Source organism: Erwinia sp. ErVv1 (assembly GCF_900068895.1).
Taxonomy (GTDB): domain Bacteria; phylum Pseudomonadota; class Gammaproteobacteria; order Enterobacterales; family Enterobacteriaceae; genus Erwinia.
In genome coordinates, this window is sequence record NZ_CDPK01000009.1 from 154,718 (window position 1) to 180,445 (window position 25,728).

Below are 25,728 nucleotides of genomic sequence, written 5' to 3' on the forward strand. Positions count from 1 at the left end.
GACCCTCCGGGGTCATCAACACTGCGGCAAACGGGCCAGCAGCCAGCTTACTATCAGTAAATCTGCGCTCCCGCCGGGGCTGAGATGACGGGCGATGCAGGCATCGTCGAATTTTTCTAACGCCCTGGTGGCTGCCTGTGCATGGCAATGCTTTCCTGTTCCTGCCTGCGTATGGCAATGCTTTCCTGTACCTGCCTGCGCTTGGCCGCTCTCTCTTTGTGCCAGCAGAGCCGACGACGCCTGCTGTAGCCAGCGCAGCCCGGTCATACCTCCGCGAGACACCACGTTGGTATCCGCGTTATGCGCCATTAGCCATAACAGGCAGTCCGTGAGCGCGGCCTGTTCGTCCCAGCCGTTCTCTCTGCGCTGGCGCAGCAGGGGGAGCGCGCCATTCATCACCAGCGGAAATCCGGCTTCGGCCTCCCCCCGCGCACCGCGTAGCCCGCAGGCCGCAAACAGGCGCTGGCCTGCCGTTTTTCCGGGGTTGTTATGTTCCAGCTCCCGGGACACCAACCCCTGACAGAGGGCTGCCACTCCGGCACACAGCGCCGGTGCAGTCACCGGCCGCCGCTGCTGATAAAGCCGTCCAAATACCGAGCACAGCAGCGCCAGTGAAAAAATCGTCCCCTTGTGGGTATTCACCCCGCCCGTAGCCTGGAACATATGCGTTTCACACGCCATTCCCACCGGACGCAGGCGCGCCAATAGCTGCTCTTCCGGCAGCATGGCATCTTCCCTGCCCTGGTTAATGAAAACGGGAAACCATGCGCCAATCGCGGCGGCGCTGCGCCGGAATGTGCCGATATCCATATCGCGATGCGCACCGCTGTTGCGGCAGTCAACCAGGCCGGGCTTAGGCGTCAGCGTCACCTCCGCCAGTAATGCCCGCACGGCATCGGCAGCAAACTGAGCGGGATCCGGGGGGCTGCCCCCCGCATCCGTAGCCAGCAGCTCAGGCTGCGGCAACGTGACAACGGCATCCGTAGTAAAGCGTTCAGGATGCGGCAACGTGACAACGGCATCCGTAGCCAGCAGCTCAGGCTGCGGCAACGCATCAACGATGCCCGGACGATCATAGAGTACAGGCTGCATCTGCCCGCCTGATTATCTCTGCCAGAAGTTCAGCCTGGCTGTGCGTCCGCTGCCTGGCACAGACGCTGGCGGGCAGCGAGCACAACAGGCACTGACGTTCAGCCAGCTGGCTGGTCCGTCGGGACAGAATGCATCCGTCCGTGGTCAGGACATCAATGTCCCAGAGTCGTCCGACAGGAGAATCTGACTCCCGCGCCACCGCCCATTGTTTTACCTCTTTCGCATCAGCCTGTATCGACCAAAACCCCTCGCAGCCCGTCGCCAGCGCAAACGCGTCTCCCCGAAGAAAATGCCCTGCCAGCGGCTGACCCGCCTGCTGGATCTGCGTCCAGCCGGCGTTGAATATCCGACGGGTCAGCGCGCTGTCTTTAATCGGGCCAGGCATCACGACGGTCAGCACCAGCAGCGTGACCCGATGCTGCTTTAGCCACTGCTGCTGACGCGCCTGGCGGTTATCGCGGCTGGCGAGCAGTTCCGTCAGGCTGATGGCGCGCCCGGTAGCCTGTGCCGGGATCGTTGCCTGCCCGACGTTATTCAGCAATTTGATGCACCACATCAATCACCGAGCCATCGCGGTAGCGCACGACCGCTACCACATTGTCGGTAAACGCGACAGGCCGCGGATCGCCCGTCAGCAGCCTTGCCCGCTCATAAAGCCACTGGATAGTGACCAGCTCAATGCCCCGATCGCGTAGGCGCTGCGCCAGCGCCGGACGGGAAGGATTAACCGCCGTGCCATGGTCGGTGACCAGGATATCAATGCCCGAACCCGGCGTAATGCAGGTCGTTACCGCCTCCACCACGGTAGGCATACGCCCGCGCACCAGCGGAGCAACAACGATCGCCAGCTCCGCGGCGGCGGCGGTATCGCAGTGGCCGCCGGAAGCGCCACGGATCACACCGTCGGAGCCGGTGAGAACGTTAACGTTAAAGCCCGTATCAATCTCCAGCGCGCTGAGCACCACCACGTCAAGCCGATCGACCACCGCCCCTTTGGAGTAAAAGTCAGCGTACTGGCTGGCGCTGATTTCAATGTGGCCCGGGTTGCGGGCCAGCGACATCGCGGCCTTACGGTCAAAGCTCTGCACGTCCAGCAGGCTGCCGATCAGTCCCTGCTCATGCAGTTCCACCAGGGCTGAACTGATGCCTCCCAGCGCAAAGGCCGCGTGGATCCCTCGCGCACGCATTTTATCGGCCAGAAAACGGGTGACCGCCAGCGAAGCACCGCCGCTGCCAGTTTGCAGAGAGAAACCCTCGATAAGTGAGCCGGATGCCGCAATCACCTCTGCCGCACGTCGTGCAATCAGTAGCTCACGCGGATTGGAGGTGATGCGCGTGGTATCGGCCCCAATTTTGTCGGCATCCCCCACCCGCGCCAGACGGACAATCAGGTCAACCCGATCCTGGGTCAGGCTGGCAGGAGAATGCGGATAAGGCAGTATCGCTTCGGTAAGCAATACCACCCTGTCCGCGAACTGCGCATCAACCTGGGCATAACCGAGCGAGCCGCAGCAGGCCTCACCGCTGTAGCCATTCGCATTGCCGTATTCATCACAGCCCGGCACCGCCAGGAAAGCGACATCAATATGCAGCTCGCCAGACGCGATCAGATTGACCCGCCCGCCGTGCGAATGGATCTGTACCGGCTCGCGCAGCAGACCCCGCGATATCGCCTCCGCCAGCGGTCCACGCAGGCCTGACGTGTAGATGCGGCTCACCACACCGCTGCGAATATGCGCGATCAGTGGCGCATGACAGTCGCTGAGCGAGCTGGAGGCCAGGGTCAGATTGCGCAGCCCCATCTCCGCCAGCGTGTCCATCACCTGGTTAAGCGCAAGATCGCCATTGCGGTAGGCGTGATGAAAAGAGAGGGTCATGCCATCCTGCAATCCACTGCGGCGGACAGATTCCTGGAGAGAGGCGCAGCGCTTCATATCGGCAGGTTTTATTGCCCGCTGCTCTGCTTTTACCGCATCCTGGAAAAGCATAACTTCTGGCCGTGAGGGCAAAGTCATCAAACGTTGTTGTCGGTTCATCGGGTCTCCTTACTGTCGCTCTCTTCCTGATGCAGCCCGGAAAGCGCTGCCCTCTCCAGCACCAGCCGGGCGCGTTCAATCACCGGGCTGTCGATCATTTTGCCATTGAGCGAAACCACGCCCCGCCCTTCCCGCTCAGCGGCGGCGGCGGCGTCTATAACCTGCTGTGCATGGTCAGCTTCGCGGGCGGTGGGCGCGTAGAGGTTGTGGAGCAGCGCGATCTGCCGGGGATTAATCAGGGATTTCCCATCGAAACCCAGCTGCTTAATCAGAGCGGCTTCGCGCAGGAAGCCCGCATCATTGCTGGCGTCAGAGTAGACCGTATCAAAGGCCTGGATACCGGCTGCGCGGGCAGCCTGGAGGAGGGTGCAGCGAGCGAAAAGCAGCTCAGTGCCTTCAGGCGAACGTTCGGTTCGCAGATCCCTGACGTAATCCTCTGCGCCAAGCGCGAGGCCCATTAATCGCGGTGATGACTGTGCTATCTCCACCGCATTGGTTATCCCCTCTGCGGATTCAATCGCCGCCAGCAGGCCCGTGCTGCCCTGCTGACGCCCGCAGGCGGTTTCAATGGCGCCGATGGCCTGCGCCATATCCAGCACATCCTGTGCACGATCGGTTTTTGGCAGGCGCACGATATCAGCCCCTCCCCGTACCACGGCCTGTAAGTCTGCCAGGCCATAAGGACTATCCAGGCCATTTACCCGAACGAGGGTTTCCACCTGCTGGTAGAGGGGATGCTGCAACGCATGGTAAACCAGCCGCCGTGCGGCATCCTTTTCACGAAGAATAACGGAGTCTTCCAGGTCGAACATCAGCGCATCTGCCTGATAGATAAAGGCGTTGCTGATCATGGCGGCGTTGGCACCGGGAACAAACAGCATACTTCGCCGGACGCGTGGCTTAAGCTTCATCATGACTCACCTCCCATGGGAGGGTTTCAAGCCCGCTGGCGCGCATCAGCGCCGTTTCCATTCGCGCACGGATCACACAGTCCAGCGCACCTTTATCATCAACTATCACCTGCACCGGCTCAACCCGATAGCGCCTCAGCAGCTGAAGCAGCGTCTGTCGAATGGCTTCGCCAAACTGCTTTTCCACGCTGCTGGCAATCAGTAAATCGTGCTGTGCACCCTCCGCAGGCGCAATGCGGACCATCACATCGCTGGACTCAAGCGTTCCGGCCATGGCTTCCCTGATTATTTTCATTCCGTCCTCTGATTATCTGGCTTTCTGTTTTACGTCGCGGCAGTTTTCTGACCTTTTGCCAGCAGGCGTTCTAAATAGTGTTGTGTTGCTTCCGGCACCAGCGGTGAAATAGCCTGCATATTACCGGCGGGCAGCAGTTTCCTTACCCATGAGGCCGAGACAGGCGTCCCTTTATATTTCAGCCGTTCAATTTCAACCCGTTCTATGGGCGGTGCCGTTAATAAAGGCGTCTTTAGCCAGTAATGCATATCGCGGTTATACTTTTCCGTCACGGCACAAAAAGGTTCACTCCCCACAAAGCGATGAGTAATGCCCAGGGCGGGAGCCAGAGACTGTCGGAATATTTTTAGGTCGATCTCGGTATAGCAATTATCGACGATGCCTTTTTCTTTAATGAAATAGCAGGGGAAAGTGGCCCGTGAAATTATATATTGTGAGCCCTCATGGATTGTCAGATTGGTTATACCGTGCGTTCCGGCCACAACCAGATCAAACCTGTCCTGATAGCGAAAGCGGGAGGTATCTTCTCTGACCAGGAACAGATGTAACCAGTTACAGGCCGCCGCCGCCTGCTGCACCAGATACTGATGCCCGCGGGTGAAGGGGTTGGCGTTCATCACAATAGCGCCAATTTTCTTACCGGGTTTTCGCAGATGCGCAAGCCGCGCAGCATACTGGGCCAGCCGACAGGGACTGTTTTCCATCAGTACCATCACCCCCGGTACGCGGGCGACAGGGTAGAATCCGCACTGCCGAAACAAAGACTCATTTTGCGTGCTCGTACAGAGAAACAGCTGAGTCTGGTTCATCTCCCAGGCCAGGTTAACCAGCTCAGTGGCGAGGCTCAACCCCAGCCCTTCACCACGTAATTCTGGCGAGACGGCGACACACTTAATGATATTGTCAGCGATGCCGCCGCAGGCCACCAGCCTGCCCGCCTGCGTGGCGGTCACAAACACCCTGATGGTCCTGTCGATGCTCAGATCACTTTCACGCAGAAAGGTTTTTATTGCCGAAACGGTGCGTTCGTCAGTCCGGTATACCCGATTAAATACCACATGACTATCCATAATAATGTTACTACACCCCGTAATAAATAATAAATTCCCATCATCGGGAATAATCAAGCAGGTAATACAGGAAAAATATCCTTGTAAAATTAAACATCAGGGATAGTAAACAATTATAAATTTTCTTTGGTGATCAAATTCACACTTCGCATTTAATCTCGCACACCTGAAGGGAATATCACAGACACCCCTGGATTTAATTATAATTAAACAACCAAAAGGAACGCCGCATTAACCACACCTGCACATTGAATATAAAATTTAAACATGCATAGTTATTTTACCCTTTCGGGGTAAGCGCCATGAGACGGTATTGAGCGCAAATCTTATCTTTAAGGTTTGTGCTGTTTAGTTTCCCCCCTCCTATCCAATGAAGCACCAGGGTCGATTGTCTCCTCTGGAAAGCGTGCATAGCAGTATACTAAACCAGCAATTGACAGGCGCGGCGCGAGGGTTCTATCGGCCGCGGTAAGACTGGAATACTCAGTCGTTCTGTTAGATTCAGGACGATGCAGTTACATAAACCTAAAAGGAATAACGCATCCCGCCCCTGACACTTCCCCGAGACCCGCTGGCATTCATACAATTTAGCAATTTTCTTAGTTTTTTATAACTTATTAAGCCTGAGAAAACGGTATAATTTATTAATCACTGCTGAGGTTTCACCATTGCGACGTTATTCGCTTACAGGTCGCAGATAAACCCTGAATAAACAAAACTGAGATAGCCCAACCAATGATATACAGCACAGCGACCTCAAAGCATAAAGCGGCATTAATAGCAAACCTTAATATTTAATGAAACTTATCAATTTCTGATCTTACATCACGGAGAAGTCCCGATGAGAAAGTTTTCCATAGGAGGAGAAGTTGAATTTGAACCCGGCAGAAGAGTTATGCGCGGCGGTGGCAAAGAATTAAAAATCCAGTCATCCTCCGTATATTGTCTGGAGTTGCTCATTGAAAATCAGGGGAAGGTGATTGAGCATGAGGCTTTTTATGACTTTGCCTGGAGAAGGTTCGGCATGGAAGTCAGTCCCAATGCGCTGTATCAAAGCATTTCAATGCTCAGGAAAGCACTGTTAGCCTGCGGTAATAGTGAGGACTTTATTCGCACCGTTCCCCGGCGCGGATTTATGCTGTCGGGAAAGGTAGAAATCACCTGCACCGAGTTACAGAATGAGCCTTCCTCAACTGAGGGTGAAAATGATCCCGCTCCCAGGCAGGCAGAGCCTGAGGGCAATGAAAACGTCACCATTCTTCCCGAGGAGCTTCCTCTTCCCACTGAGGAAAATCACGTTTCAGAAGCCTCCACCGGGACATATTCACAGCCTGAGCGTATCAGACTGAAAATAAATAACGCTCTCTTCTGGATCGCTTATGGCGTGGCCTTTGCCGCCATCGTGTTGACGCCCTGTCTTTATTTTATCACTTACAGCGTGGATTACGTGAAGAGATTCGATTTTAATGGCTGCGCGTTTTACAGCAATAATATGGCGGATGATGACATCACTATGCAAGCAGTGATAAAAAAGAAAATACGATGTGATGAACGAAAATATGTCTACATCACGCTATTTCCGGGTGGGAGCAGAATGTCAGTGATACAGTGTGAAAAAGAGATAGGTCCCTTCCTCAGACCTAACTGCATTTCTTATTACTATATAGGTAACCCCCTGTGAGGAAGACTCTGACCTTTGTTATTATTATGATTGCAATAGGTGAATTATTTTTTTACAGGTTCTGTGAGGACAGGGAGATCAGCTGCGTAGGCAACATTAATTACTTTAAGGGTGATGATAAGCTTTCTCTTATCATCGGGCAGAAAATGAATGATGGGAAAGGACTGCTCACCCTTTCCGGTGCCCTTTATGAGGGAAAAGAGTCCCGCATCAATGTCAGTAAGGTCATTCAATTTGACTATCATGAGGAAAATAACATCCTTATCGCGCAGTCAACGCTTATTCAGAACTCCCCAATGAATGAGATAAAAGGCGAGGAAGAAAAAAAGTGGTTCCCGGAGTTCTTTGTCAAAAAGGGCGGAAAGCTTCCCTTAACCATAAAGAGAACGGGAATAGACACCTGGATTTTTTACTCAAATCCTGTGCCACTCTTTATCTGCGAAAAGTAGCGATTCATATAAAATCTGAACTTCAGGATGAAGGTGTGTTATCTCTTCCTGTCGTTCAGGTCGCTACCTCAGTATTGCGCTTTATTATAACATCCATCAAACAGCCGAAAGATTGATTCGATCTACAATCCGCTACAAATCTACCCCGCCGCATCGTTCACGTCAGAGAAATGCGCTAACTTATTGTTATATGTGGATTTTATCGCATGAAAAAGGCTTCAGCTTTACTCATCGCCTCTCATATGAGATAGATTCAAATTACTTCAGACGATAAAAAAAAGCGAGGTGTTAACATTCCCTCCGCTGATGAGAGAGCTGAACCTCCTCACTTTCAGCAGCCTACTAAATCAAGGGGAATTTAATGAAAACCAGTTCAGTATCATTATATTTAGCGCTTACCACCTGTGTTACAGGGGTAATTTCAGGCAATGTGCAGGCGGCATCACAAAATACTATTCGCTTCCAGGGTGAAGTCAATGCCCAGACCTGTAATGTTGATGTTAATGGTGCATCAGGCAGCCCGGTGGTTTTACTGCCGACCGTGTCAACAGGTCAGCTAAGCACTGCAAAAGCCACCGCGGGTAAAACCAGCTTCACTATTAATGTCTCAGGCTGCCCCGCCCCTGCCTCCGGCAGCCAGGATATTAATGTTCTCTTCCAGGGAAACAATATTTCCACTAATGGTAATCTTGGAAATACCGGCACGGCTGAAAATGTTGATCTGCGCCTGTTAGATTCCAGCGATAAAGTGATTGATCTCTCATCGGGCCAGGCAAAGGTGTCGGGAATGAAGCTTGCCGAAGGAGCGACCAGCACTTCCCAGGATTATTCCGTGGAATATTATACTGATGCAGGGAGTGTTTCAGCAGGGTCAGTATTGAGCAGCGTGCAGTACGCAATTAGCTATCCATAAACCTTATTGCCCCTCCCTAATGCGAGGGGCCGGAGTCCATTGTGCTCAGGCATTTTATTCTCTCTTTAATCGCTGTATTTCTAATAAGCACCGCGCAGGCAAGCGTTGTCCTGAACGGCACCCGCATAATAATTGATAATACCCGACAGGAGAAAAATATACAGTTTACTAATTCAGGTCACCACCCTGCCCTGGTTCAGATTATGCCAGGGAATGAGGAAAACGCTGATCGTCCGCCCTTTGTTGCTCTGCCTCAGGTATTCAGAATTTTACCTGATGCCGGTCAGAGCGTGAAAATAAAAATCACCAGGGAAAACCTGCCACAGGACAGAGAGTCCATGTTTTATCTTGAGTACATTGATATTCCCTCAGTAAAAAAAAATGATGAAGATAAAAACAAGCTTTACCTTATTGTTAAAAGCAGGGTCAAAGTATTTGTTCGTCCGGATGGTATCTCACCCACAGTCGATAAAATACGTGAGAAGCTCTCCTTTAGCCTCAACGGCGCCGATATCATCATTAAAAACCGCTCTCCTTTTTATGCCAATCTCCGCTCTTTTTCTCTACAGCGCGGTACGGAAAAAGTGAATTTTAGTGACGCGGTGACGATTGCCCCCTTCAGTGAAGCTAACGTCAGCCGAAAAGGAAAAGACAGTACGCTTTCAGGTTGGAGCATGCGTGCACTTTTGATTAATGATTTTGGTTCAGACGATATAAAAGAAATCGCAAAAAATAAATCGCAATGAAAAACCAATCTTTACTTATAACGCTACTGCTGATGCTGTATGGGGTACCTGCGGGCTACGCAAAAACGTCAGCAGATAATGATTATATTTTCGATCCCTCGCTGATTCGTGCTGCTTTGCCAGGCCAGTTGAATATTCAAGATGGCACCGGGGATCCCTATTTCCAGTCAGGTGAATATGATGTTGACCTTTACCTCAATGGTAAATTTCAGAGTAACACGCCGTTAAAGCTGCAACGGGAAAACGGAGAGTTTACCCTGTGCCTTCCTCCCCGTTTTTACCGGGCGTTTGCCGTCAGGGAGCGTTATCTTTCTGACCTGCCTGCAGAAGGATGTACCCATCCCGAACGCTTTCTCCCGGCGGCGTCGGTGCGGGTCGATACGGGTAAACTGCGCGTGGATATCACTATTCCGCAGGCGATGCTTGTTACTCAGCCCGCAGGCTACATTGCGCCTGACAATCTTTCCGAAGGATCCACGATGGCCTTCGTTAATTACAATGTGAATCAGTTCTATTCTGATTATAAAAATGGTCAGCGCTTCGAGTCCACCTGGCTGGGTATTAACGGCGGGATGAATATCGGCATGTGGCGTTTCCGTCAGCAGGGTAATTTTACCCATAATGAATATGGTAATCGCTGGCAAAACACCCGAAGCTGGGTGCAACGTGCGCTGCCGTCCGTAAAGAGTGAAGTGTCAGTCGGGGAGCTCTTTAGCGCCGGAGATCTGTTTAATGCGGTCAGCTTTCGTGGGCTCAATCTGAACTCGGACGACAGGATGCTGGCGGATTCCCTTCGCGGCTATGCCCCGGAAATCCGTGGGGTGGCTAACAGCAATGCCCGCGTCTCTGTCTGGCAGGGCAGGCAGCGAATTTATCAGACCACGGTGCCGCCCGGCCCTTTCCTCATCAATGACCTGAGTCCGGTGAGCTACGGCGGCGACCTCAGCGTGGAGGTGCTGGAGTCCGATGGCAGTCGTCACCGCTATACCGTACCCTTTGCCGTTCTACCTGAATCATTACGCCCGGGACGAACCGATTACAGCTTTTCTGCCGGTAAGGTCACAGATTACCGCAAAGACAATAACTTCACTGAACTCACGGTTAAACGGGGCCTGACCAACGCCATCACCATCAATGGTGGAATGCGGCTGGGAAATGACTACCGCTCGCTGCTGGCGGGTGGCGTCTGGGCCTCGGAAATGGGCGCCGTTGGATTCAACAGTGCTTATTCTTCAGCCGATCTGAACGAGGGCAATACCGCCCAGGGATGGCGCTATGAGCTGAATTACAGCCGAACCTTTGAGCCGACCCACACCACGCTAACGTTTGCCGGGTATCAGTATTCCACGCACGGATACCGTGACCTTAACGACGTCATTGCGTTAAATAACAACGCGACCCCGGGGCAGGATAATACCCGCAGCGAATACATGCAGCGTAATCGTCTGCAGATGACCATTAATCAAACGCTGGGCGACTGGGGCAGTATTTATCTCTCTGGTTCCAGGCAGAATTACTATGACGGGCGCTCGCGTGACACGCAGTACCAGGCCGGATACAGCACCGTTATGCCGGGAAATATTTCAATGAACCTGTCCCTCTCCAGGCAGTATACGGTCCGATCGCACTCGCATGACGCTTTTCGGCGATTTGCAGCACCGACGCGCAGGAATGAATATTTCAAGGATACCCAGCTACAGATTAGCTTTTCAATGCCGTTAGGCTCCGCCACCAACTCACCGTACCTCACGCTGGGAGGCACCCATGACAGCAGTAGCGGAAGCAGCTATAACGCCTCGCTGAGCGGCGTGGCCGGAGAAGATCAAACCGGCTACAGCCTGAACGTTAATCGCGACCAGCGCCAGAGGGATACCACCTTCAGCGGCAGCGTAAACAGGAAAATGTCCCTGGCCAGTCTTACGGCCACCGCCTCAACGTCGTCGCGGTTTAATCAGATGTCGGTGAATGCGATGGGCGCGGCGGTACTGCACAGCGGCGGACTGACGCTGGGAAATTATGTCAGTGATACCTTTGCGCTGATTGAGGCAAAAGGCGCTCAGGGAGCGCGGGTTATCAGTAGCCCCGGCATTCACGTTGACGGTTCGGGATACGCCCTGGTGCCCTCCCTGATCCCTTACCACTATAACGCTATCGCGCTGGATGCCAGCGGCAGCGACAGTCAGGTTGAGGTGCAGAACAGCGAGAAAACCATCGCGCCTTATGCCGGTGCCATGGTCAGGGTTAAATTTCAGACGCTGCGCGGCTATCCGGTGATGATAAAAACGACCACTAACCGGAATATTTCAGTGCCAATGGGCGCCGATATTATCAATGAACAAAGAAAAATCATTGGGACCTTCGGCCAGGCAGGTAATGCGTATCTGCGGCTGAGTGAGACGCAGGGAACGCTGAAGGCCGTCTGGGGTGCGGGTAAAAATGATTCATGCACCATTAATTATCATATCCCAACGCCCAAACCGGATGCGGTTATTACCTATGCAAACGCCGTGTGTCGTTTCTGATTTACCAGGATAAAAAATGAAATATTGTATTTATGCTTTCGTTGTCCTTATTTCCAGCCTCTGTACGCCGCTGCAGGCAAACTGTACCCGCGTCAGGGCGGTCGATCAGGGGTGTGATGCCTGTGGCGCATCGCTGAATCTGGGTAACATTGGCCTGATGGACCTGCGATATCAGCCTGCCGGTACGGTGCTGGCCCGTTCCGTATTTCAGGTTGTTCCCTCGATTAAAAATAGCGATCCCGAACGCGTGCTCTATGAGTGCGACCTGGCGGATAAGGACAAGATCTTTGAGGTATTTGCCACCAATGGCGACAGTAACGTCGGGGGCGCATGGAATATGGGGGATAACTATTTCCAGACCTATTTCCCCTTTACCGCGCTGAAGCTGGTTCATCTGCGCAGCGGTAAGCCTTTTACGCGGATCTGGCAGAAAGTCCCGCTGACTGACTATGACGTGAGCGGCAATAAAATACTGATTAAAGGCAAGCACTTCAGCCCGATCGGCGCTGAACTGATCAGGACAGATAAAAACAATCGGGATAGCGGCTATGCGTCATGGGGTTGTCCCTCTGCCGCAAAGGACAGCTATACGGGGTCCTATAACTGCAATCAGCCCAATGGCTACGTGGTTTTTATGGGGCCGGGCCAGAATGTTCCCGAAGCCGGAAAAGACAGCTGGAATAACTTTGACACCTGGATCACCGGGCGTTATATGGCCTTCGGGATGAATACCGCGCCGGTCGCAACCCTTACGCAGAACCGGAGTCAGGGATGCCGGGTGGAAAACTATACCGCCCACGTCCTTTTTCCATCGGTCAGCATTAACGCGCTCTCGCAGGGTCAGTCGGTAAGTGCGCCGCTGAGCGTCACGCTCGAATGCTCAAATGCAGCAGAGACGCAATCCGGTGTGGCTTCAGGCCAGATCTCACTGGGTTTTCAGTCCAGCTATGCGGCCTGGCTTCAGGCTCAAAAGCTGGGGCTGACCGGGAGCAATGGCATTTCAGATTATCTGGTGTCTGATCACTATGATTCAGACCCCTCCCTTGCCACTGGCGTGGGTATCAAACTCAATACCTCCAGCGGCGAACCGGTCTCATTTCTCGGCTGGAGTGATTACAGCAGCAATGCCGGATGGCGGCCCGTGCTGGAGGACGCTCAACGAACCCGCGGCGGTCAGGGAGACAGCAACATGTATCAGAGAAACTTCGTTGCGCAGCTGGCTCAGCTGCCGGGAAAAAACGTCAGCGTGGGCAAAATTGACGCGACCGCTTATCTCTTAATCAGGTTACAGTAGAATGAAAAAACTCTTCCTGCTCCTCGCATCCTTTGCCACGGCCTGTCCTGCCGCTATTATTCCTCAGGCCAGCCGGGTTATTTTCCATCCGCACCAGGTGCGTGCTCCTTTACTGCTGGTCAACAGCGCCGACACCCCGGCGCTGGTCCAGAGCTGGGTAGACCGGGGGACGCCGGACAAGGATCCGGGAAGCCAGGCTTTTCCTTTCGTCGCGCTTCCCGGCGTGTTTACGCTCAATAAAGGCGAAAAAAAGGAGATCACAATCATGCGAAGTGCGCTGGCAGATAAACTCCCCACCGATCGGGAGTCGCTCTACTGGCTGAATATCTATGAAATAAGCTCGGTCAAAAAAAGCATCCTGAGGGAGGCAAATAATAAGGTGAGTATTGCCTTAAATACCCAGCTCAAAGTGATTAATCGCCCGTTTAAAGAAACGGAATCATTTGAGCAGAGGACCAAAAGAGTGGTTTTCAAACTTCAGCGGTTAGCGGGTAAGGAGGGGGTGATCGCCGTTAACAACACCCCCTATTACTTTACGCCCGGAGAGATGAGTATCACCCTCGGCCAGAATACCTATCCCGTTTACCTGGATGCGGAGAAAAACGTTGCCCCGTTCTCCACCAGGACGTTTCCCCTGCAGAATAAAGCCGGAACATTGCCCGACGGTGAATCGACACTCAACTATACCGCAATAGACGACCAGGGCGCCTTGCATGCCTTTTCCTTTCTGCTGCGTGGGAGCTGAGCCAGGTTCAGGCGAAAGGCTTAATGATGCAGCATTTCGTCTGCCACCTCTTTATCCGACAGCTGATACGGGTAATAGGTTGGCCAGTTGTCCATCTCTTCCAGCAGCGCCTGCTGCGAGCGGTTGCCCATGAAAATGTGGAAATGGCTGGATTTTCGCGGCGCGATAATATGATCGCTGAACTGCACGTATTTTGGCGCGCTGCTGTTGGCGTCGTGACATTCAAACAGGTAGCGAACGCCCTTTTTACCGGAGACATAGGTCAATATTTTATGACCCGCGTAGGTGTAGTGACAGGCACTGACCTTGTCCCCGACGTGGAACTCCATCACGCCATCCTCAATGCCAATGGTGGCGACGTCGGTGGCATAGCCGGTGCGGTAATACTCCTTTACCGACGCAAAGGTTTTGCTGTTGTCCTTTTCGGCCTTTTTACGGAATACTGCATCCAGAGTGCCCTTCTGCAGCAGCGGATAAACCGACTGCCACATCCCTTCCCAGTCGGTCAGATTTCTGTCCTGCACATCCCGATCGGCAAACACCCCTTCCGCCGCGTGCTGTTCTGTCTCACTCAGCGGCTTGCCGTGTGAATGATGCGCATGTGACAGCGCCTCGCTGCTGACGATCAGCATCCCCGATGCCAACACCCACTTACCCAGATGACTCTTCAACGTTCGACCCTCGCTTTAGTAAAGATACAAAATGTTATGATATAACATTACACAAAGCAAGTGAGCGCGAAACTCAGGAGGATCGGTAGCAGGGATAAGCCATGTCAGGTTACTGCAAAATGTACACAGGTGACTCTTTTGTAAGGAATTATTAAAATATCCAATACCCTGACGCCTCCCCCACAGCCAGGGTAACATCGCTTAAATAATTATCCCTCTCACCCTGTTGCTCTCTAAGGCTGCTGTCGATAGTAGATCTGCCCCATAACCTTTAGCTGGATGGATACATGAAAATATCGACCCGTTTGACAGCAGGTTTTTCCCTGTTAATTTTGCTCTTTATTCTTTGTCTGGGCCTGGCATTTAATGGTCTGAGTCAGTCCAGAGACAGTATGAACACCGTCGTTAACCTTAAGCTGAAAAAAGTCGTGCTGGTTAACGAAATGGGTACCACGCTGCGAAATATGCTGGTCGAAATAAGGAACATGGCGCTCTTTACCGATCCTCAGGCCATTGAGTCGGAGCTTTCCCGCTTCGATCAACAAAAGCAGGTGTATCTGCAAACGCGTGATGCGCTTGCCGTCATCATCCATGCCGAAGGGGCCCCCGCTGAAGTGAAGCTGCTGGCAGACGTCAGTGATTCAGAGAAAGCCGCTCTCACCGCCCTTGATACCGCTGCCCATATGGCGCAGCAGCGTCAGCTCCAGGGGTTCGCAGATTATCTCACTCACGGGGTGAGGCCCCCGCAGCAGGTGCTGGTCGCCAGTCTTAATGCCCTGACAGATATTCAGACCCAACAGGCCGAGGAGACGGCCAGGGCAAACAGCGCAGCCGTAAACCGCCTTTCACTGCTGTTAGGCATCATGATGGTTGTCTCCGTTATTGCCGCAGCGATCGTCTGTATCCTGACCGTACGTCTGCTGATGCGTCAGCTGGGCGGTGAACCGGTTCAGGCTCAACGTCTGGCCGCCGCCATCGCCAGCGGCGATCTGACAACGTCGGTCGCTTTACGCCACAACGACAGCAGCAGTCTGCTGGCCTCCCTGGCGGGTATGCAGGTAAATCTGCGCGGCCTGGTGTCGCAGATTAAAGAGGCTGCGGTTTCCGTTGCGCTCGCCTCAGACGAAATAGCCCGGGGTAATACCGAACTCTCATCCCGAACCGAACAGCAGGCGGCAGCGCTGCAGGAAACGGCTGCAAGCATGGAGCAGCTAACCGCAACGGTGAAAAGCAATAGCGTCGGCGCACAGCAGACGGCAAACTCCGCCAGGGAAGCGGCGTCACTGGCCCGCAACGGCGACGCCGAGGTTCAGCGAATGACGGTGACCATGAGCGATATTTCCCTCAGTGCGGGTAAGGTGCGTGATATTACCAGCGTGATTGAAGGCATCGCCTTTCAGACTAATATCCTGGCGCTGAACGCCGCGGTCGAAGCGGCCCGAGCCGGAGAACAGGGCAGAGGTTTTGCGGTGGTCGCCGGCGAGGTCAGGACGCTGGCGCAGCGCAGTGCGGTGGCAGCAAAAGAGATAAAAGCGCTGATCGAGCAGGCCGTGACGCAGGTGGAAGGCGGCGTGGCCGTTGCACAGGGAACGGGGCAAAGCATCATCAAAATCGTTAATATGGTCGGCAGCCTCGCCGACGCGATGGAGGAGATATCACTGGCGTCATCAGAGCAGATGCAGGGAATTTCGCAGGTCAGCATCGCGGTGAGTCAGATGGATGGCGTCACGCAGAATAATGCGGCACTGGTTGAGGAATCCTCCTCGGCTTCACACTCCCTTTCCGGGCAGGCTCATGCGCTGCGGAGCATGGTGGACACCTTCCGGGTCTGAATCCCGCCGGGCTAACACCGCAGGCTAAAACACGGCGTCGGCTATCTCTGCCGACGCCTCTTTCAGGCCGTTAAGCGACGGCAGGCGGCCTCAAGCCGCTGGCAGGCTTCCTCCAGCAGTTCGTCTTTTACCGCATAGGCGATGCGCAGATAGCCCGGCATGCCGAAGGCCGATCCGTGCAGTACCGCAACACCCGCCTCTGCCAGCAGCCAGCGGGCCACGTCGCTATCGTCAGCCAGGGATTCGCCCGTCGGGGTGATGCGCCCAATCAGCCCTTTACAGTTGGCAAACAGATAGAATGCTCCTTCGGGCGGGGTGGCGCTTAGCCCGTCCGTTGCCGCCACCCATGCCATCACGCGCTGGCGACGGCGGGCCAGCTTCTCCAGCCATTGGGTAAAAAAGGCGGCGGGCTGTTGCAGGGCGGCCACGGCCGCCGCCTGCGAAATACTGCTGGGGTTGGAGGTACTCTGCGATTGCAGAATTTGCATCGCTGCGATCAGCCAGGCGGGTCCGGCGGCATAGCCCAGCCGCCAGCCGGTCATCGCATGACTTTTCGAGACGCCGTTAATCGTTAGCGTTCTCTCTGCCAGCTGCGGCGCCGCCTGAGCAAAGGTAGCAAACGGCGCGCCGTTATAGCGCAGCGGCTCGTAGATATCATCGGCCATAATCAGTACCTGCGGATGGTCGGCCAGCACACCGGCCAGCGCGCGCAGCTCCTGAAGGCTGTAGATCGCCCCGGTAGGGTTGCCGGGGGAGTTCAGAATCACCCAGCGCGTCTGCGGGGTAATGGCCTGCGCCAGGGTGTCCGGTCGCAGTTTCCAGCCGTGCTGCTCCTCGCAGGGCACGATTACCGGCTCGCCCTCGGCCAGCGCCACCATATCCGGATAAGAGACCCAGTAGGGCGCGGGAATAATCACCTGCTGACCCGGGTCAACCGTCGCCAGCAGCGCATTGAAGATCAGCTGTTTAGCCCCGCTGCCCGCGATGATCTCATGCTGTTGGAACGTCAGGCCGTTATCCCGGGCAAACTTATGCGCGATGGCCCGTTTCAGCTCGGCGGTGCCCGCCACGGCGGTGTATTTGGTCTGCTGCCCCACAATGGCCGCTATCCCGGCATAGCTGATGACATCGGGAGTGGCAAAGTCCAGCTCCCCCTCTCCCAGGTTGATGATCCGTTTCCCTGCGGCCTCCAGTTCACGAACGCGATCGGAAATCGCAGCGGTCGGCGAAGGTCTTACCCGCTGCATACGGCGGGCGGTAGTGGTGTTATTCATAAATCCTCTTTGTATATGTTGACTCAGTGAATACAATCGATTGCGTACCTCATCCCAGACAGCCAGGAGCTTGCCGTGTCACTGACTTTTATCCTCGACGATGCCAGACTGCCCGCCCACTATGGTGCCTGTGCGGTAACCTGGGCCAGGCAGCAGCGCCTGCCCCTGTGGAGCCTGCGGCCGACCTTTAGCGGCGACTACCCCGACAGCCATCAGCACGTGGTCGCGGCCAGTTACTGCGTCACCAGCGGGCTTTATACCTGCGACCCGCAGCTGCGGGAGGTGAGCGATATCGCGCAGCTTCCTGCGCATGATGCCGTCGTGGTGCTTGCCGCAGGTGATGCTGAGCGCGTGGCGCACCTGCCGGGAAACCGGCTTTACGCTCAGCACGCAGGCGGGCTGTTACAGCTCTGCGACGCCGCAGGCTGCGTGCTGTTGCGACAACCTGCGCCTGGCGGCCGCTCACGCACCCAGCCGGTCGGTGAAACCCTGGTACTGGGGCTGGTGGGACGGGAAGCGGATCACCGTGAGGTTTATCCTGCCACCCTGGCGGCACTTGACGATGCCGCCCACCCGCTCGGCATTCAGCTCCGCCTGCGTTTTTTACCGCCTGCCGACCTGTCCGCCCCTCTGGATGAGCTGAGCGAACTGGACGCGGTAGTACTGCCCGGCGGTGCCTCCATGGCGGCCGTCAGCGGGCAGATCCGCGTGGCCCACGCCACCCTGCAGAGTCATCTACCCACCCTGGGCCTGTGCCTCGGTATGCAGAGCATGGCCACGGCGGCGGTACGCCTTCAGCCCGGATGCGACGGGGCAATCCTGGCGGAGGTGGCGCCGGATGCCGCTCTGCACAGTTTTATCCGCTTCGGGAATGGCGCTCACCGCTGCGGGCTGCTGCCTTTTACCCCTGCTGAGCCGCTGCCCGCCCCGCTTCCCGCCCAGATGCATTACAACCATCGCTACCGGTTTAACCCCGCCCTTCGCGCCCAGCTGGCCGCCAGCGGTATTGTCGTTACGGCCGAAACCGCCGGGACCGTTGAGGCTATCTCCCTGCCCGACCACCCTTTCTGGCACGGCGTTCAAGGGCATCCGGAACTGCTGTCGCGCCCGGAGGCGCCACACGGCCTGTTTACCCGGCTGCTTGAGGCGGCCCTTAGCCAGCGTGGGGTGCGCCGCGCGGGTCAGAAACATCCCCGATCGCTAAGCGATACCTGACCCTCGCAGGCCCCGTTCAGTCTGCGAGGGCCGCTCAGCGGATCGGGTCATCTTTACTCAGCCAGCGTGACGCCGCTGCGCGGATCGCTGGCGAGCGTCGTCATCACGCGGGTTAGCGCCGCCAGCGCCTCCGGCGAGATGGGTCTTAACGGGGCGCGCACCGTGCCGCCGTTAAAGCCGCGCAGCGCCATTGCCGCCTTAACCAGCTGCGGCTGACCGTGCTGGCGCGCCAGCGCGCGGTAGTCGTACCACAGCTGATGCAGACTGCGGGCGGTCTCCGCATCCCCCTGCTCCACCGCGCGAAAGGTTGCCAGAATAATCTCCGGTAACGCGCCGCTGTTGGTGGTACTGATGCCGTCAAAACCACACATCATCGGGCCAAGGAAGGCCAGATCGGAGGCGCAGAACAGCCGCAGCCGACCGCCCAGGCGGTTAGCAATCTGGTCGATAGCCGTCGGGTTGAGATCGCCCTGTTTAATCCCGATCACGCCCGGGATCTCTGCCAGCTGCACCAGCTGATCGGGTGAAAGGGTGATACCAATGCCGGGCGCGTTGTAAATCAAAATGCCGGTTTTTGACAGCGGTGCCATTTCACAAAAAAAGGCGTGGATCTGCGCCTGGGTGATTTCACTGACAAACGGCGGCGTGACCATCGGCAGGCCGCCAAGATCGCCCGCCAGCGCGGTAAGCTCCCGCACTTCGCGCGGATCGGCGCTGGCGCTGCACAGCATTACCGGAATGCGATCGCCCACGCAGGCCATCACTTCGCTAAACAGCGACCGCCGCTCGGCCAGTGACATCACCGGGAATTCACCGTAGGTGCCGCCAATCAGAATGCCGTCGTAGCCCAGACCGATCACCCGCTCAATATTTTCACGCAGCGCCACAAAGTCGATGGCGCCCTGTGTATCAAAAGGCGTGACGGTAATGTTGAAGATGCCGCGCAGGCGCTCATGGCATTCAGTCATATCTTTCATTGTTGTTCCTTACAGCAAAGTTAATGGACGAGCCAGGGTGCCGAGCTGGCGATAGCCCGTTTCGGTTACCACGATGGTTTCACTGACGCCGACGGTAAACTCACCGTAAATGCGCAGCGCGGGGGGAATATGGAAGGTCATCCCCGGCTGGAGTTCGGTAGTAACGCCGGTGTAGAGGCTGAGGATACCGCCCTCGCCCCAGTCAGGCGCGAAGGAGACGCCAATGGCGTAGCCGGTGCGTTTTTTGAAGTTATCGGTGAAGCCCGCGCGGTCAATGACCTGCTGGCAGGCCAGATGAGGCGCTTCGCAGGTCGCGCCGGGGCGAATGGCATCCAGCGCCGCCTGGAGTGCCTCCTGGCACACCTTTTCCATTTCCAGCGCGATGGCCGGGGGGCGTCCCAGCCAGGCGGAACGCATCAGCGCGGCGTGATAGCGATCGTGAGCCGCCGCCATCTCCAGAAAGACCGGTTCATTATCCTGTAGCACCCGACGTCGCCAGGTGCCGTGCGGTACGCCGGTGCGCGGGCCGGAGGAGACCAGCGGCTCCATGCCGACATACTCGGAGCCGGCGGCAATCGCCGCCCCCATCATCGCGGAGACTAATGCATTTTCGTCAGCGCCCGCGCGGATGGCGGCAATGCCCGCGTTCATCCCGGCGTCAACGTAGCGCGCGGCGGCGGTGATTTTTTCCAGCTCCGCCCGGGACTTCACCGCCCGCAGCGGCTCAATTACGCCTGCGGCATCGGCGATATCGCCTAATCGCTGCTGTAGCGCCTCATAGATGGCGACCGGCAGGAACCAGCCGCGCTTATCCAGGCCGATGCGTTTTGACAGCCAGTTATGCTGTTGCAGCATACCGAACAGAAAATCGACCGGGTTATCGCCATCCTGATACACCGCCGCGTCGGCGATAAAGGTGTTGGCGATAAAGTTGCAGAACTCCAGCTGGCGAATAACGAAAACCGGCTCCCCTTCCAGCGGCAGCAGCAGCGCCTGGAAGGTGTAGTAGCCTGGCGTCTGCTGGCCGGTGAGCCAGAAGATATTTTCCGGGCCGGTCACAATCATCACGTCGATGCCTGCCGCCTGCTGACGTTCGCGGGTGCGGCGGATACGCCGGGCATATTCCTCGGCGTTAAATGCCGATTCGCTGCCCTGAATCACATTATCGGGTAGTTGCATGGTTAAGCTCCTGAAGTAAAGTGGCGCGCGCGGCATCGAAATGCACGCCCAGGCCGGGAGAATCGGGCACGCTGACGCGACCCTGGTGGTAAATCAGACCGCTGACCGGGTCGTCAGTCAGGCCGTCGGCCCCGTAAAGTTCCGCAAAGTCCGGCTGCACCACGCGGCAGAGCTGTAGCGCGGCCGCCGTAGCCGCGTGGCCTTCATTCATCTGACCGATCATCAGCTTCACGCCCGCAGCCTGCAAACGTCGCGCAGCGCGCAGCGTGGGCAGGATGCCGCCCAGCTTCACCAGCTTGAGGTGTGCCCAGATGGCACTGCCGGAGGTGCAAGGTGCCAGGGTGTCATGCTGCGCTGGCTGGCTGTCGCCCGTCGCCGGGCCCGCCAGCCGGGCGATGGCCGCCTCGCCGTTAAGGCTCTCGTCCAGCATCAGCGGGATGCCGCACGCCGCCAGCTCGGGCAGCCGCGGATCGTGTTCCGGCGCAAGGGGCTGTTCCACATAGCTGAGATCCAGGCTTGTCAGCTGCGGCAGACGCTCCAGCGCCCCGGCGACCGACCACTGGCCGTTCACATCAATCGCCAGGGTGATGCCCTCCCCGAAGCGCTGGCGCAGCGCCCGAAGCCGCTGCAGGTCGGTGGCGAAATCCGCCACCCCGGTACGCAGTTTGAGCTGGGTAAAGCCGCGTGCCACGTAGCCTTCGGCCTGATCCATCATCTGCGTTTCGCTGCCCCAGAACAGCGTCTGGTTGGTTGCTATCGCGCAGGGTGCGCTGGTCGCGCCAAGCCACTGCGCGAGGCTTTGCTGATGCTGACGGGCCAGCAGATCCAGCAGCGCCATCTCCAGCAGCATCCGCGTGGGTGCCAGTAGTCCACTCTGCGCGGCGTGAACCGCTGCCAGCTGTGCCTCGGGTGGCTGCTCCCAGTCCCAGCGGGCCAGATGATGCTGGACATTGCCGAGCACCTGCTCCTCGCTGTAGCCGTGCAGATAGCGGATATTTAGCCTGACTTCGCCAGTCCCTCTGTCGCCGCCGTCGTCCAGCGTCAGCCACAGGGTATCGAGCGCGGCCACCGCACCGGAGGCGGCGGTATGCAGGGTGACGCCCGCGTAGTGAAGATCGCCCCGCCACAGACGGGCTCTCATCGGATCACCGCCACGGGCAGCATCGCCAGCGCAATGTCCAGATAGATCCCGGCGGCGGCGATAAACTCGTCCACGGGCACAAACTCATCCGGCTTGTGCGCCACCGCGAGCGATCCCGGGCCAATCACCACGCCCTTTGCACCCAGCGCACGGAAATGCACCAGGTCACAGCCGCCCTGAAAGCCAAACGGGCCAGGCTCGGACTGGCCGTGACGACGACAGGCCGCCAGGCCCGCCTGCACGATCGCCTCGGCGCTGTCGGTTTCCGTCGCGCCGCCGGTGGTAGGCTGCCAGGCGACGATCTCCGCCTCAACGCCAAACTGCTGCTTTGCCGTCTCCAGCAGCTGTTGCAGCTCGGCTTTTACCGCTTCCTCCTCCTCGCCGGGCACCATACGGCGATCGAGCAGCAGCTCGCAGCTGTCGGGCACCACGTTATCGGCATGGCCGCCGTGGATGCGGGTCACGGTCAGGCTGGCACTCCCGACCAGCGGGTGACAGCGGCAGCGCACCTGCTGATGATGGGCTTCTTCCACCAGCCCCAGCAGCTGTCCCGCCCGATAGATGGCATTGATCCCCAGCTCCGGGGTGCCCGAGTGCGCGGTCACGCCTTTCACCCGTACGCGGGGGCGCAGGCTGCCCTTATGGGCAGAAAAGGTGGCGTTGGCGGTCGGCTCGCCAATCACCGCGAAATCAATGGCCGGGGGCGCGTTGCGGACATAGAATTTTGCCCCTTCGCTGGCCACTTCCTCATCGGCGGTAAAGACCCCCATCAGCGTGCCGGACCAGTCCTGACGACGTTGTGCCAGCATGCGCAGGGCTTCTACCATCGCCACCAGCGGGCCTTTGGCATCACAGGCGCCGCGACCATATAGCCGTCCGTCGCGTTCGGTGAGCGTAAAGGGATCGCTGGCCCAGCCTTCTCCGGCGGGCACCACGTCCAGATGGGTGTTAAAGGCAAAGCACGGGCCGTCGCCGTTGCGCAGCACGGCGGTCACGTTCGTCCGTCCGGGAGCGTATTCGCTGAATGAGAGGTCGAAATCCGCCGCCCGTAGCCAGTCAGCAATACACTCTGCCGCCTCGCGCTCCCGGCCCGGCGGGTTCTCGGTATTGATCGCCACCAGCGTGGCAAGGTCCTGCTTCATACGTGCGTCGTTGGCGCGGTAAATGGACATAGAAACTCCGTGATTAATGTAAAATCTGATCGAGAAAGCGGCGCGCGCGCTCGCTGACCTGGCCGGAGAAGAAATCACTGGCGCTGGCGTTCTCCAGTATTTCCCCCTCCTCCATAAACAGGATTTGGTTGGCGGCCCGGCGGGCAAAACCCATCTCATGGGTCACCACCATGCTGGTCATCCCCTCTGCGCTCAGCTCGGCCATCACGTCCAGCACTTCGCGGATCATCTCCGGGTCCAGCGCCGAGGTCGGCTCGTCGTACAGCATCAGCTCCGGCTTCATCGCCAGCGCCCGGGCTATTGCCACGCGCTGCTGCTGACCGCCGGACAGCTCATCCGGGAAGTGATCGCCCCGGTCGTTAAGCCGTACCTTCGCCAGCAGGTTTTCCGCCTGCTTTCTTGCTTCCGTGCGGTTAAGGCCCAGCACGGTCATCGGGGCCAGCATGATGTTCTCGGCCGCCGTCAGGTGGGAAAACAGCTCATAGTTCTGGAACACCATGCCGATACGCTGGCGCAGCTGGTGCGGCGGCACTTCGCCCCGGCTGATATTCTGGCGGCCAAAGAACACATCGCCGCTGTCGGCAGGCGAAAGCAGGTTTACGCAGCGCAGCAGCGTGGATTTGCCGGAGCCGGATGGCCCGATCAGCACCAGGGTTTCGCCGCGCCTGAGGGTCAGCGAGCAGTTCTTAAGCACCGGCTGACGCCCAAAGGCTTTATCAATACCGATCACTTCCAGCAGCGGTTTTTGACTGTGGCTCATGACATCTCCCGTTGTGATTCTGACTGTGTGGCCCCGGCGGAAGCGGTGCGCTGCCCCCGGCGGCGGCGCTGTTTAGGATCGAGCGATCGCTCCAGCCACGCCTGAAAAAGCATAAATATCGAGGTCAGCAGCAGGTAGTAGATCCCCGCCGCGCAGAGGGCTTCGAAGTAGCGGAAGCTGGCGCTGGCGGTCTGATTTGCGATCAGCAGCAGTTCCTGTACCGCAATCACCGACACCAGCGCGCTCGACTTCAGCATGCTGATCATCTGGTTACCCATTGGCGGCAGGACAATCCGCGCCGCCTGCGGCAGCACAATCTTGCGCATGATCTGCACGTTGGTCATGCCCAGCGCCATCCCGGCGGTGCGCTGCCCGCTTTTTACCGCCTGAAGCCCTGAACGGAGGATTTCCGCCATATAGGCCCCCTCATTCAGCGACAGGGCCAGCACCGCACAGGTAAAAGCCGGCAGGCTGATGCCAAAGCCGGGCAGCACGTTGTAGACGAAGATGATCTGGAACAGCACCGGGGTGCCACGAAACAGCCACAGGTAGATAAAGGCCACCACCCTTCCTGCACGGAAGGGGGCCTCCTGTAGCAGCGCGAGGATTAACCCCATCACCACGCCGCACAGCAGCGCGCTGACGGTGATCAACAGCGTCATCCAGGCTCCCTGCAGGAACGCGGGTGAGATGACGTACTGCCACATTAATGCTAACGACATAATAATCTCCGGGTTACGGCGAGAGGCGGATTAGAAAATGGCGACCGAGTCCGGGAAATGCCATTTTTCAATCAGCTGGCGGTAGGTGCCATCCTTCACCAGCGCCTGTAGCCCTTTTTCCAGCTGCGCGCGGGTTTCTTCGTCGCCCTTACGCACGGCAAAGGCAATATGGGTATCCGCCTCAAACTCGGGGCCAACCGCCTCGAAGAGATCGGGCTTCTCGTTCATCAGCGCGACGGTGCCAGGGGTTGAGAGGAATTCCGCATCGGCTCGTCCCTGCGCCACGGCTACGGCAGAATCCGTCGCTGACGGGAAGGTCAGGACGTTAATCGCCGACTTTTTGGCATCAACGCACTTTTTACTGTCCTCGCGGGCCTGGCTCTCCTCAATGCCCCCGAGCGTGACCACAATATTCTTTCCGCAGAGCGATAAATCACGCCCGGTTATCCGGGCAGGATTTCCCTTACGCACAATTACCCGGCTGCCGATCTTCATATAGGGCACAAAATCGACCTGGCTGGCGCGCGCCGCATTGACGTACATCGCCGAGTTGATAACGTCGAGACGCTTACCCTGTAGCGCGGGGATCAGCCCCTTAAACTCCATCTGCATGGGGGCCGCCGTCAGATTGAGGTGCTGACTGAGGGCGGTGATGAGATCAATATCAAAGCCGCTGAGCGTTCCGTCCTTAACGAACTCAAAGGGCATAAAGGTCGCCGCCGTGCCGTAGGTGATCGTGCCCGGCGTAACGGCCTGCGTCGCGGTATGACCGGTCAGGGGGAGCGCTGCGCTGAGGGACAGCATCAGGCCGGTCAGGCGGCGGAACATCATTTTATTTCTGGTCATTGTGCTCTCCTGGTGAAGGCTTGCATTGGCTTTTATGAGTCAATAAATACAATCACTGACGCAGCGGACCTGCGCGCTTAAGGTGCATCTCCGCACCCTCATGGTGCGATTCGGGCTTTACTTCGTTGTCGGGAGTGGCCTGTGTTATTGTCTCTTTTGACCACAATAATGCATTCAGGAACGCT

At 57.0% G+C, this 25,728-nt stretch carries 24 protein-coding genes; 9 read left to right on the forward strand and 15 right to left on the reverse strand.

Annotated elements, in window-relative coordinates; genetic code table 11:
• Positions 1–15: 15 nt before the first annotated feature.
• The 6 genes from citG to citC form a co-directional block, all read right to left on the reverse strand.
• Positions 16–966 carry a triphosphoribosyl-dephospho-CoA synthase CitG gene (gene citG, locus A1830_RS14225; RefSeq protein WP_369815714.1) on the reverse strand — a complete coding sequence of 317 codons (951 nt, stop codon included), beginning with the start codon at positions 964–966 and terminating at the stop codon, positions 16–18.
• 106 nt (positions 967–1,072) lie between these two features.
• On the reverse strand, positions 1,073–1,633 hold the full coding sequence (gene citX, locus A1830_RS14230; protein WP_231877635.1) for a citrate lyase holo-[acyl-carrier protein] synthase: 561 nt from the start codon (positions 1,631–1,633) through the stop codon (positions 1,073–1,075).
• On the reverse strand, positions 1,623–3,080 hold the full coding sequence (citF, locus tag A1830_RS14235) for a citrate lyase subunit alpha (RefSeq protein WP_369815715.1): 1,458 nt from the start codon (positions 3,078–3,080) through the stop codon (positions 1,623–1,625). The genes citX and citF overlap by 11 nt, the downstream gene beginning before the upstream one ends.
• Positions 3,081–3,124: 44 nt before the next feature.
• On the reverse strand, positions 3,125–4,042 hold the full coding sequence (locus A1830_RS14240) for an aldolase/citrate lyase family protein (RefSeq protein WP_156485011.1): 918 nt from the start codon (positions 4,040–4,042) through the stop codon (positions 3,125–3,127).
• Entirely contained in the window at positions 4,029–4,334 is a 306-nt protein-coding gene (gene citD, locus A1830_RS14245) for a citrate lyase acyl carrier protein (protein WP_067707319.1), read from the reverse strand. The genes A1830_RS14240 and citD overlap by 14 nt, the downstream gene beginning before the upstream one ends.
• 29 nt (positions 4,335–4,363) lie before the next feature.
• Entirely contained in the window at positions 4,364–5,404 is a 1,041-nt protein-coding gene (gene citC, locus A1830_RS14250) for a [citrate (pro-3S)-lyase] ligase (protein WP_067707468.1), read from the reverse strand.
• A gap of 841 nt (positions 5,405–6,245) precedes the next feature.
• Between citC and A1830_RS14255 the strand changes: the two genes are divergently transcribed.
• From A1830_RS14255 to A1830_RS14285, 7 genes are all read left to right on the forward strand, one after another.
• Entirely contained in the window at positions 6,246–7,085 is an 840-nt protein-coding gene (locus tag A1830_RS14255) for a transcriptional regulator (protein ID WP_067707323.1), read from the forward strand.
• On the forward strand, positions 7,082–7,534 hold the full coding sequence (locus A1830_RS14260) for a hypothetical protein (RefSeq protein WP_082804182.1): 453 nt from the start codon (positions 7,082–7,084) through the stop codon (positions 7,532–7,534). The genes A1830_RS14255 and A1830_RS14260 overlap by 4 nt, the downstream gene beginning before the upstream one ends.
• A gap of 361 nt (positions 7,535–7,895) precedes the next feature.
• Positions 7,896–8,447, forward strand: a complete 552-nt coding sequence (locus A1830_RS14265; RefSeq protein ID WP_067707326.1) for a fimbrial protein — start codon at positions 7,896–7,898, stop codon at positions 8,445–8,447.
• 41 nt (positions 8,448–8,488) lie between these two features.
• Positions 8,489–9,193: a fimbrial biogenesis chaperone gene (locus A1830_RS14270; protein ID WP_067707330.1), complete on the forward strand. Its 705-nt coding sequence runs from the start codon at positions 8,489–8,491 to the stop codon at positions 9,191–9,193.
• The gene (locus A1830_RS14275; protein ID WP_067707333.1) at positions 9,190–11,715 is read left to right on the forward strand and encodes a fimbria/pilus outer membrane usher protein; all 2,526 of its coding nucleotides are present in this window, start codon (positions 9,190–9,192) and stop codon (positions 11,713–11,715) included. Before A1830_RS14270 ends, A1830_RS14275 begins: the two co-directional genes overlap by 4 nt.
• Before the next feature lie 16 nt (positions 11,716–11,731).
• A complete protein-coding gene (locus tag A1830_RS14280) occupies positions 11,732–13,009 on the forward strand; it encodes a fimbrial protein (protein ID WP_067707336.1) in 1,278 nt (425 codons plus the stop codon).
• A 1-nt stretch (position 13,010) separates the two neighbouring features.
• Positions 13,011–13,754 (forward strand): fimbrial biogenesis chaperone, encoded by a 744-nt coding sequence (locus A1830_RS14285; protein ID WP_067707340.1) that lies wholly within the window; start codon positions 13,011–13,013, stop codon positions 13,752–13,754.
• A 20-nt stretch (positions 13,755–13,774) separates the two neighbouring features.
• Here A1830_RS14285 and zinT read toward each other — a convergent pair whose 3' ends face one another.
• Entirely contained in the window at positions 13,775–14,425 is a 651-nt protein-coding gene (zinT, locus tag A1830_RS14290; protein ID WP_073981020.1) for a metal-binding protein ZinT, read from the reverse strand.
• 287 nt (positions 14,426–14,712) lie between these two features.
• Between zinT and A1830_RS14295 the strand changes: the two genes are divergently transcribed.
• Positions 14,713–16,257, forward strand: coding sequence for a methyl-accepting chemotaxis protein (locus A1830_RS14295; protein WP_067707346.1), 1,545 nt, complete (start codon positions 14,713–14,715; stop codon positions 16,255–16,257).
• Positions 16,258–16,319: 62 nt separating this feature from the next.
• Here A1830_RS14295 and A1830_RS14300 read toward each other — a convergent pair whose 3' ends face one another.
• Positions 16,320–17,531: a pyridoxal phosphate-dependent aminotransferase gene (locus tag A1830_RS14300; RefSeq protein ID WP_067707349.1), complete on the reverse strand. Its 1,212-nt coding sequence runs from the start codon at positions 17,529–17,531 to the stop codon at positions 16,320–16,322.
• Positions 17,532–17,606: 75 nt separating this feature from the next.
• Here A1830_RS14300 and A1830_RS14305 point away from each other — a divergent pair, with 75 nt between their 5' ends.
• Positions 17,607–18,746, forward strand: coding sequence for a glutamine amidotransferase-related protein (locus tag A1830_RS14305; protein WP_067707353.1), 1,140 nt, complete (start codon positions 17,607–17,609; stop codon positions 18,744–18,746).
• Between the two features lie 53 nt (positions 18,747–18,799).
• Here the strand turns inward: A1830_RS14305 and A1830_RS14310 are convergent, their stop codons facing one another.
• From A1830_RS14310 to A1830_RS14340, 7 genes are read right to left on the reverse strand one after another with little or no spacing between them, the layout of a single operon-like run.
• A complete protein-coding gene (locus tag A1830_RS14310) occupies positions 18,800–19,723 on the reverse strand; it encodes a dihydrodipicolinate synthase family protein (RefSeq protein ID WP_067707357.1) in 924 nt (307 codons plus the stop codon).
• 9 nt (positions 19,724–19,732) lie between these two features.
• Positions 19,733–20,902, reverse strand: a complete 1,170-nt coding sequence (locus A1830_RS14315; protein ID WP_067707362.1) for a M24 family metallopeptidase — start codon at positions 20,900–20,902, stop codon at positions 19,733–19,735.
• Positions 20,886–22,043, reverse strand: a complete 1,158-nt coding sequence (locus A1830_RS14320; RefSeq protein WP_067707365.1) for a mandelate racemase/muconate lactonizing enzyme family protein — start codon at positions 22,041–22,043, stop codon at positions 20,886–20,888. The genes A1830_RS14315 and A1830_RS14320 overlap by 17 nt, the downstream gene beginning before the upstream one ends.
• Positions 22,040–23,215: a M20 family metallopeptidase gene (locus A1830_RS14325; protein WP_067707369.1), complete on the reverse strand. Its 1,176-nt coding sequence runs from the start codon at positions 23,213–23,215 to the stop codon at positions 22,040–22,042. Before A1830_RS14325 ends, A1830_RS14320 begins: the two co-directional genes overlap by 4 nt.
• 13 nt (positions 23,216–23,228) lie before the next feature.
• The gene (locus A1830_RS14330; RefSeq protein WP_067707373.1) at positions 23,229–23,975 is read right to left on the reverse strand and encodes an amino acid ABC transporter ATP-binding protein; all 747 of its coding nucleotides are present in this window, start codon (positions 23,973–23,975) and stop codon (positions 23,229–23,231) included.
• Positions 23,972–24,697: an amino acid ABC transporter permease gene (locus A1830_RS14335; protein WP_067707377.1), complete on the reverse strand. Its 726-nt coding sequence runs from the start codon at positions 24,695–24,697 to the stop codon at positions 23,972–23,974. Before A1830_RS14335 ends, A1830_RS14330 begins: the two co-directional genes overlap by 4 nt.
• Positions 24,698–24,727: 30 nt before the next feature.
• Complete coding sequence (locus A1830_RS14340) at positions 24,728–25,543, reverse strand: ABC transporter substrate-binding protein (protein ID WP_067707380.1); 816 nt, start codon at positions 25,541–25,543, stop codon at positions 24,728–24,730.
• Between the last annotated feature and the right edge of the window lie 185 nt (positions 25,544–25,728).

Excerpts from the sequence above, each read along its gene's own strand:
- A1830_RS14280 (WP_067707336.1), top strand. The coding sequence starts at position 11,732 with ATGAAATATTGTATTTATGCTTTCGTTGTCCTTATTTCCAGCCTCTGT.
- citC (WP_067707468.1), bottom strand. The coding sequence starts at position 5,404 with ATGGATAGTCATGTGGTATTTAATCGGGTATACCGGACTGACGAACGC.
- A1830_RS14310 (WP_067707357.1), bottom strand. The coding sequence starts at position 19,723 with ATGAAAGATATGACTGAATGCCATGAGCGCCTGCGCGGCATCTTCAAC.
- A1830_RS14255 (WP_067707323.1), top strand. The coding sequence starts at position 6,246 with ATGAGAAAGTTTTCCATAGGAGGAGAAGTTGAATTTGAACCCGGCAGA.
- A1830_RS14320 (WP_067707365.1), bottom strand. The coding sequence starts at position 22,043 with ATGAGAGCCCGTCTGTGGCGGGGCGATCTTCACTACGCGGGCGTCACC.
- A1830_RS14265 (WP_067707326.1), top strand. The coding sequence starts at position 7,896 with ATGAAAACCAGTTCAGTATCATTATATTTAGCGCTTACCACCTGTGTT.
- A1830_RS14340 (WP_067707380.1), bottom strand. The coding sequence starts at position 25,543 with ATGACCAGAAATAAAATGATGTTCCGCCGCCTGACCGGCCTGATGCTG.
- A1830_RS14285 (WP_067707340.1), top strand. The coding sequence starts at position 13,011 with ATGAAAAAACTCTTCCTGCTCCTCGCATCCTTTGCCACGGCCTGTCCT.
- citF (WP_369815715.1), bottom strand. The coding sequence starts at position 3,080 with ATGCTTTTCCAGGATGCGGTAAAAGCAGAGCAGCGGGCAATAAAACCT.
- A1830_RS14295 (WP_067707346.1), top strand. The coding sequence starts at position 14,713 with ATGAAAATATCGACCCGTTTGACAGCAGGTTTTTCCCTGTTAATTTTG.
- A1830_RS14315 (WP_067707362.1), bottom strand. The coding sequence starts at position 20,902 with ATGCAACTACCCGATAATGTGATTCAGGGCAGCGAATCGGCATTTAAC.
- A1830_RS14335 (WP_067707377.1), bottom strand. The coding sequence starts at position 24,697 with ATGTCGTTAGCATTAATGTGGCAGTACGTCATCTCACCCGCGTTCCTG.
- A1830_RS14325 (WP_067707369.1), bottom strand. The coding sequence starts at position 23,215 with ATGTCCATTTACCGCGCCAACGACGCACGTATGAAGCAGGACCTTGCC.
- A1830_RS14275 (WP_067707333.1), top strand. The coding sequence starts at position 9,190 with ATGAAAAACCAATCTTTACTTATAACGCTACTGCTGATGCTGTATGGG.
- A1830_RS14240 (WP_156485011.1), bottom strand. The coding sequence starts at position 4,042 with ATGATGAAGCTTAAGCCACGCGTCCGGCGAAGTATGCTGTTTGTTCCC.
- A1830_RS14330 (WP_067707373.1), bottom strand. The coding sequence starts at position 23,975 with ATGAGCCACAGTCAAAAACCGCTGCTGGAAGTGATCGGTATTGATAAA.
- A1830_RS14300 (WP_067707349.1), bottom strand. The coding sequence starts at position 17,531 with ATGAATAACACCACTACCGCCCGCCGTATGCAGCGGGTAAGACCTTCG.
- citD (WP_067707319.1), bottom strand. The coding sequence starts at position 4,334 with ATGAAAATAATCAGGGAAGCCATGGCCGGAACGCTTGAGTCCAGCGAT.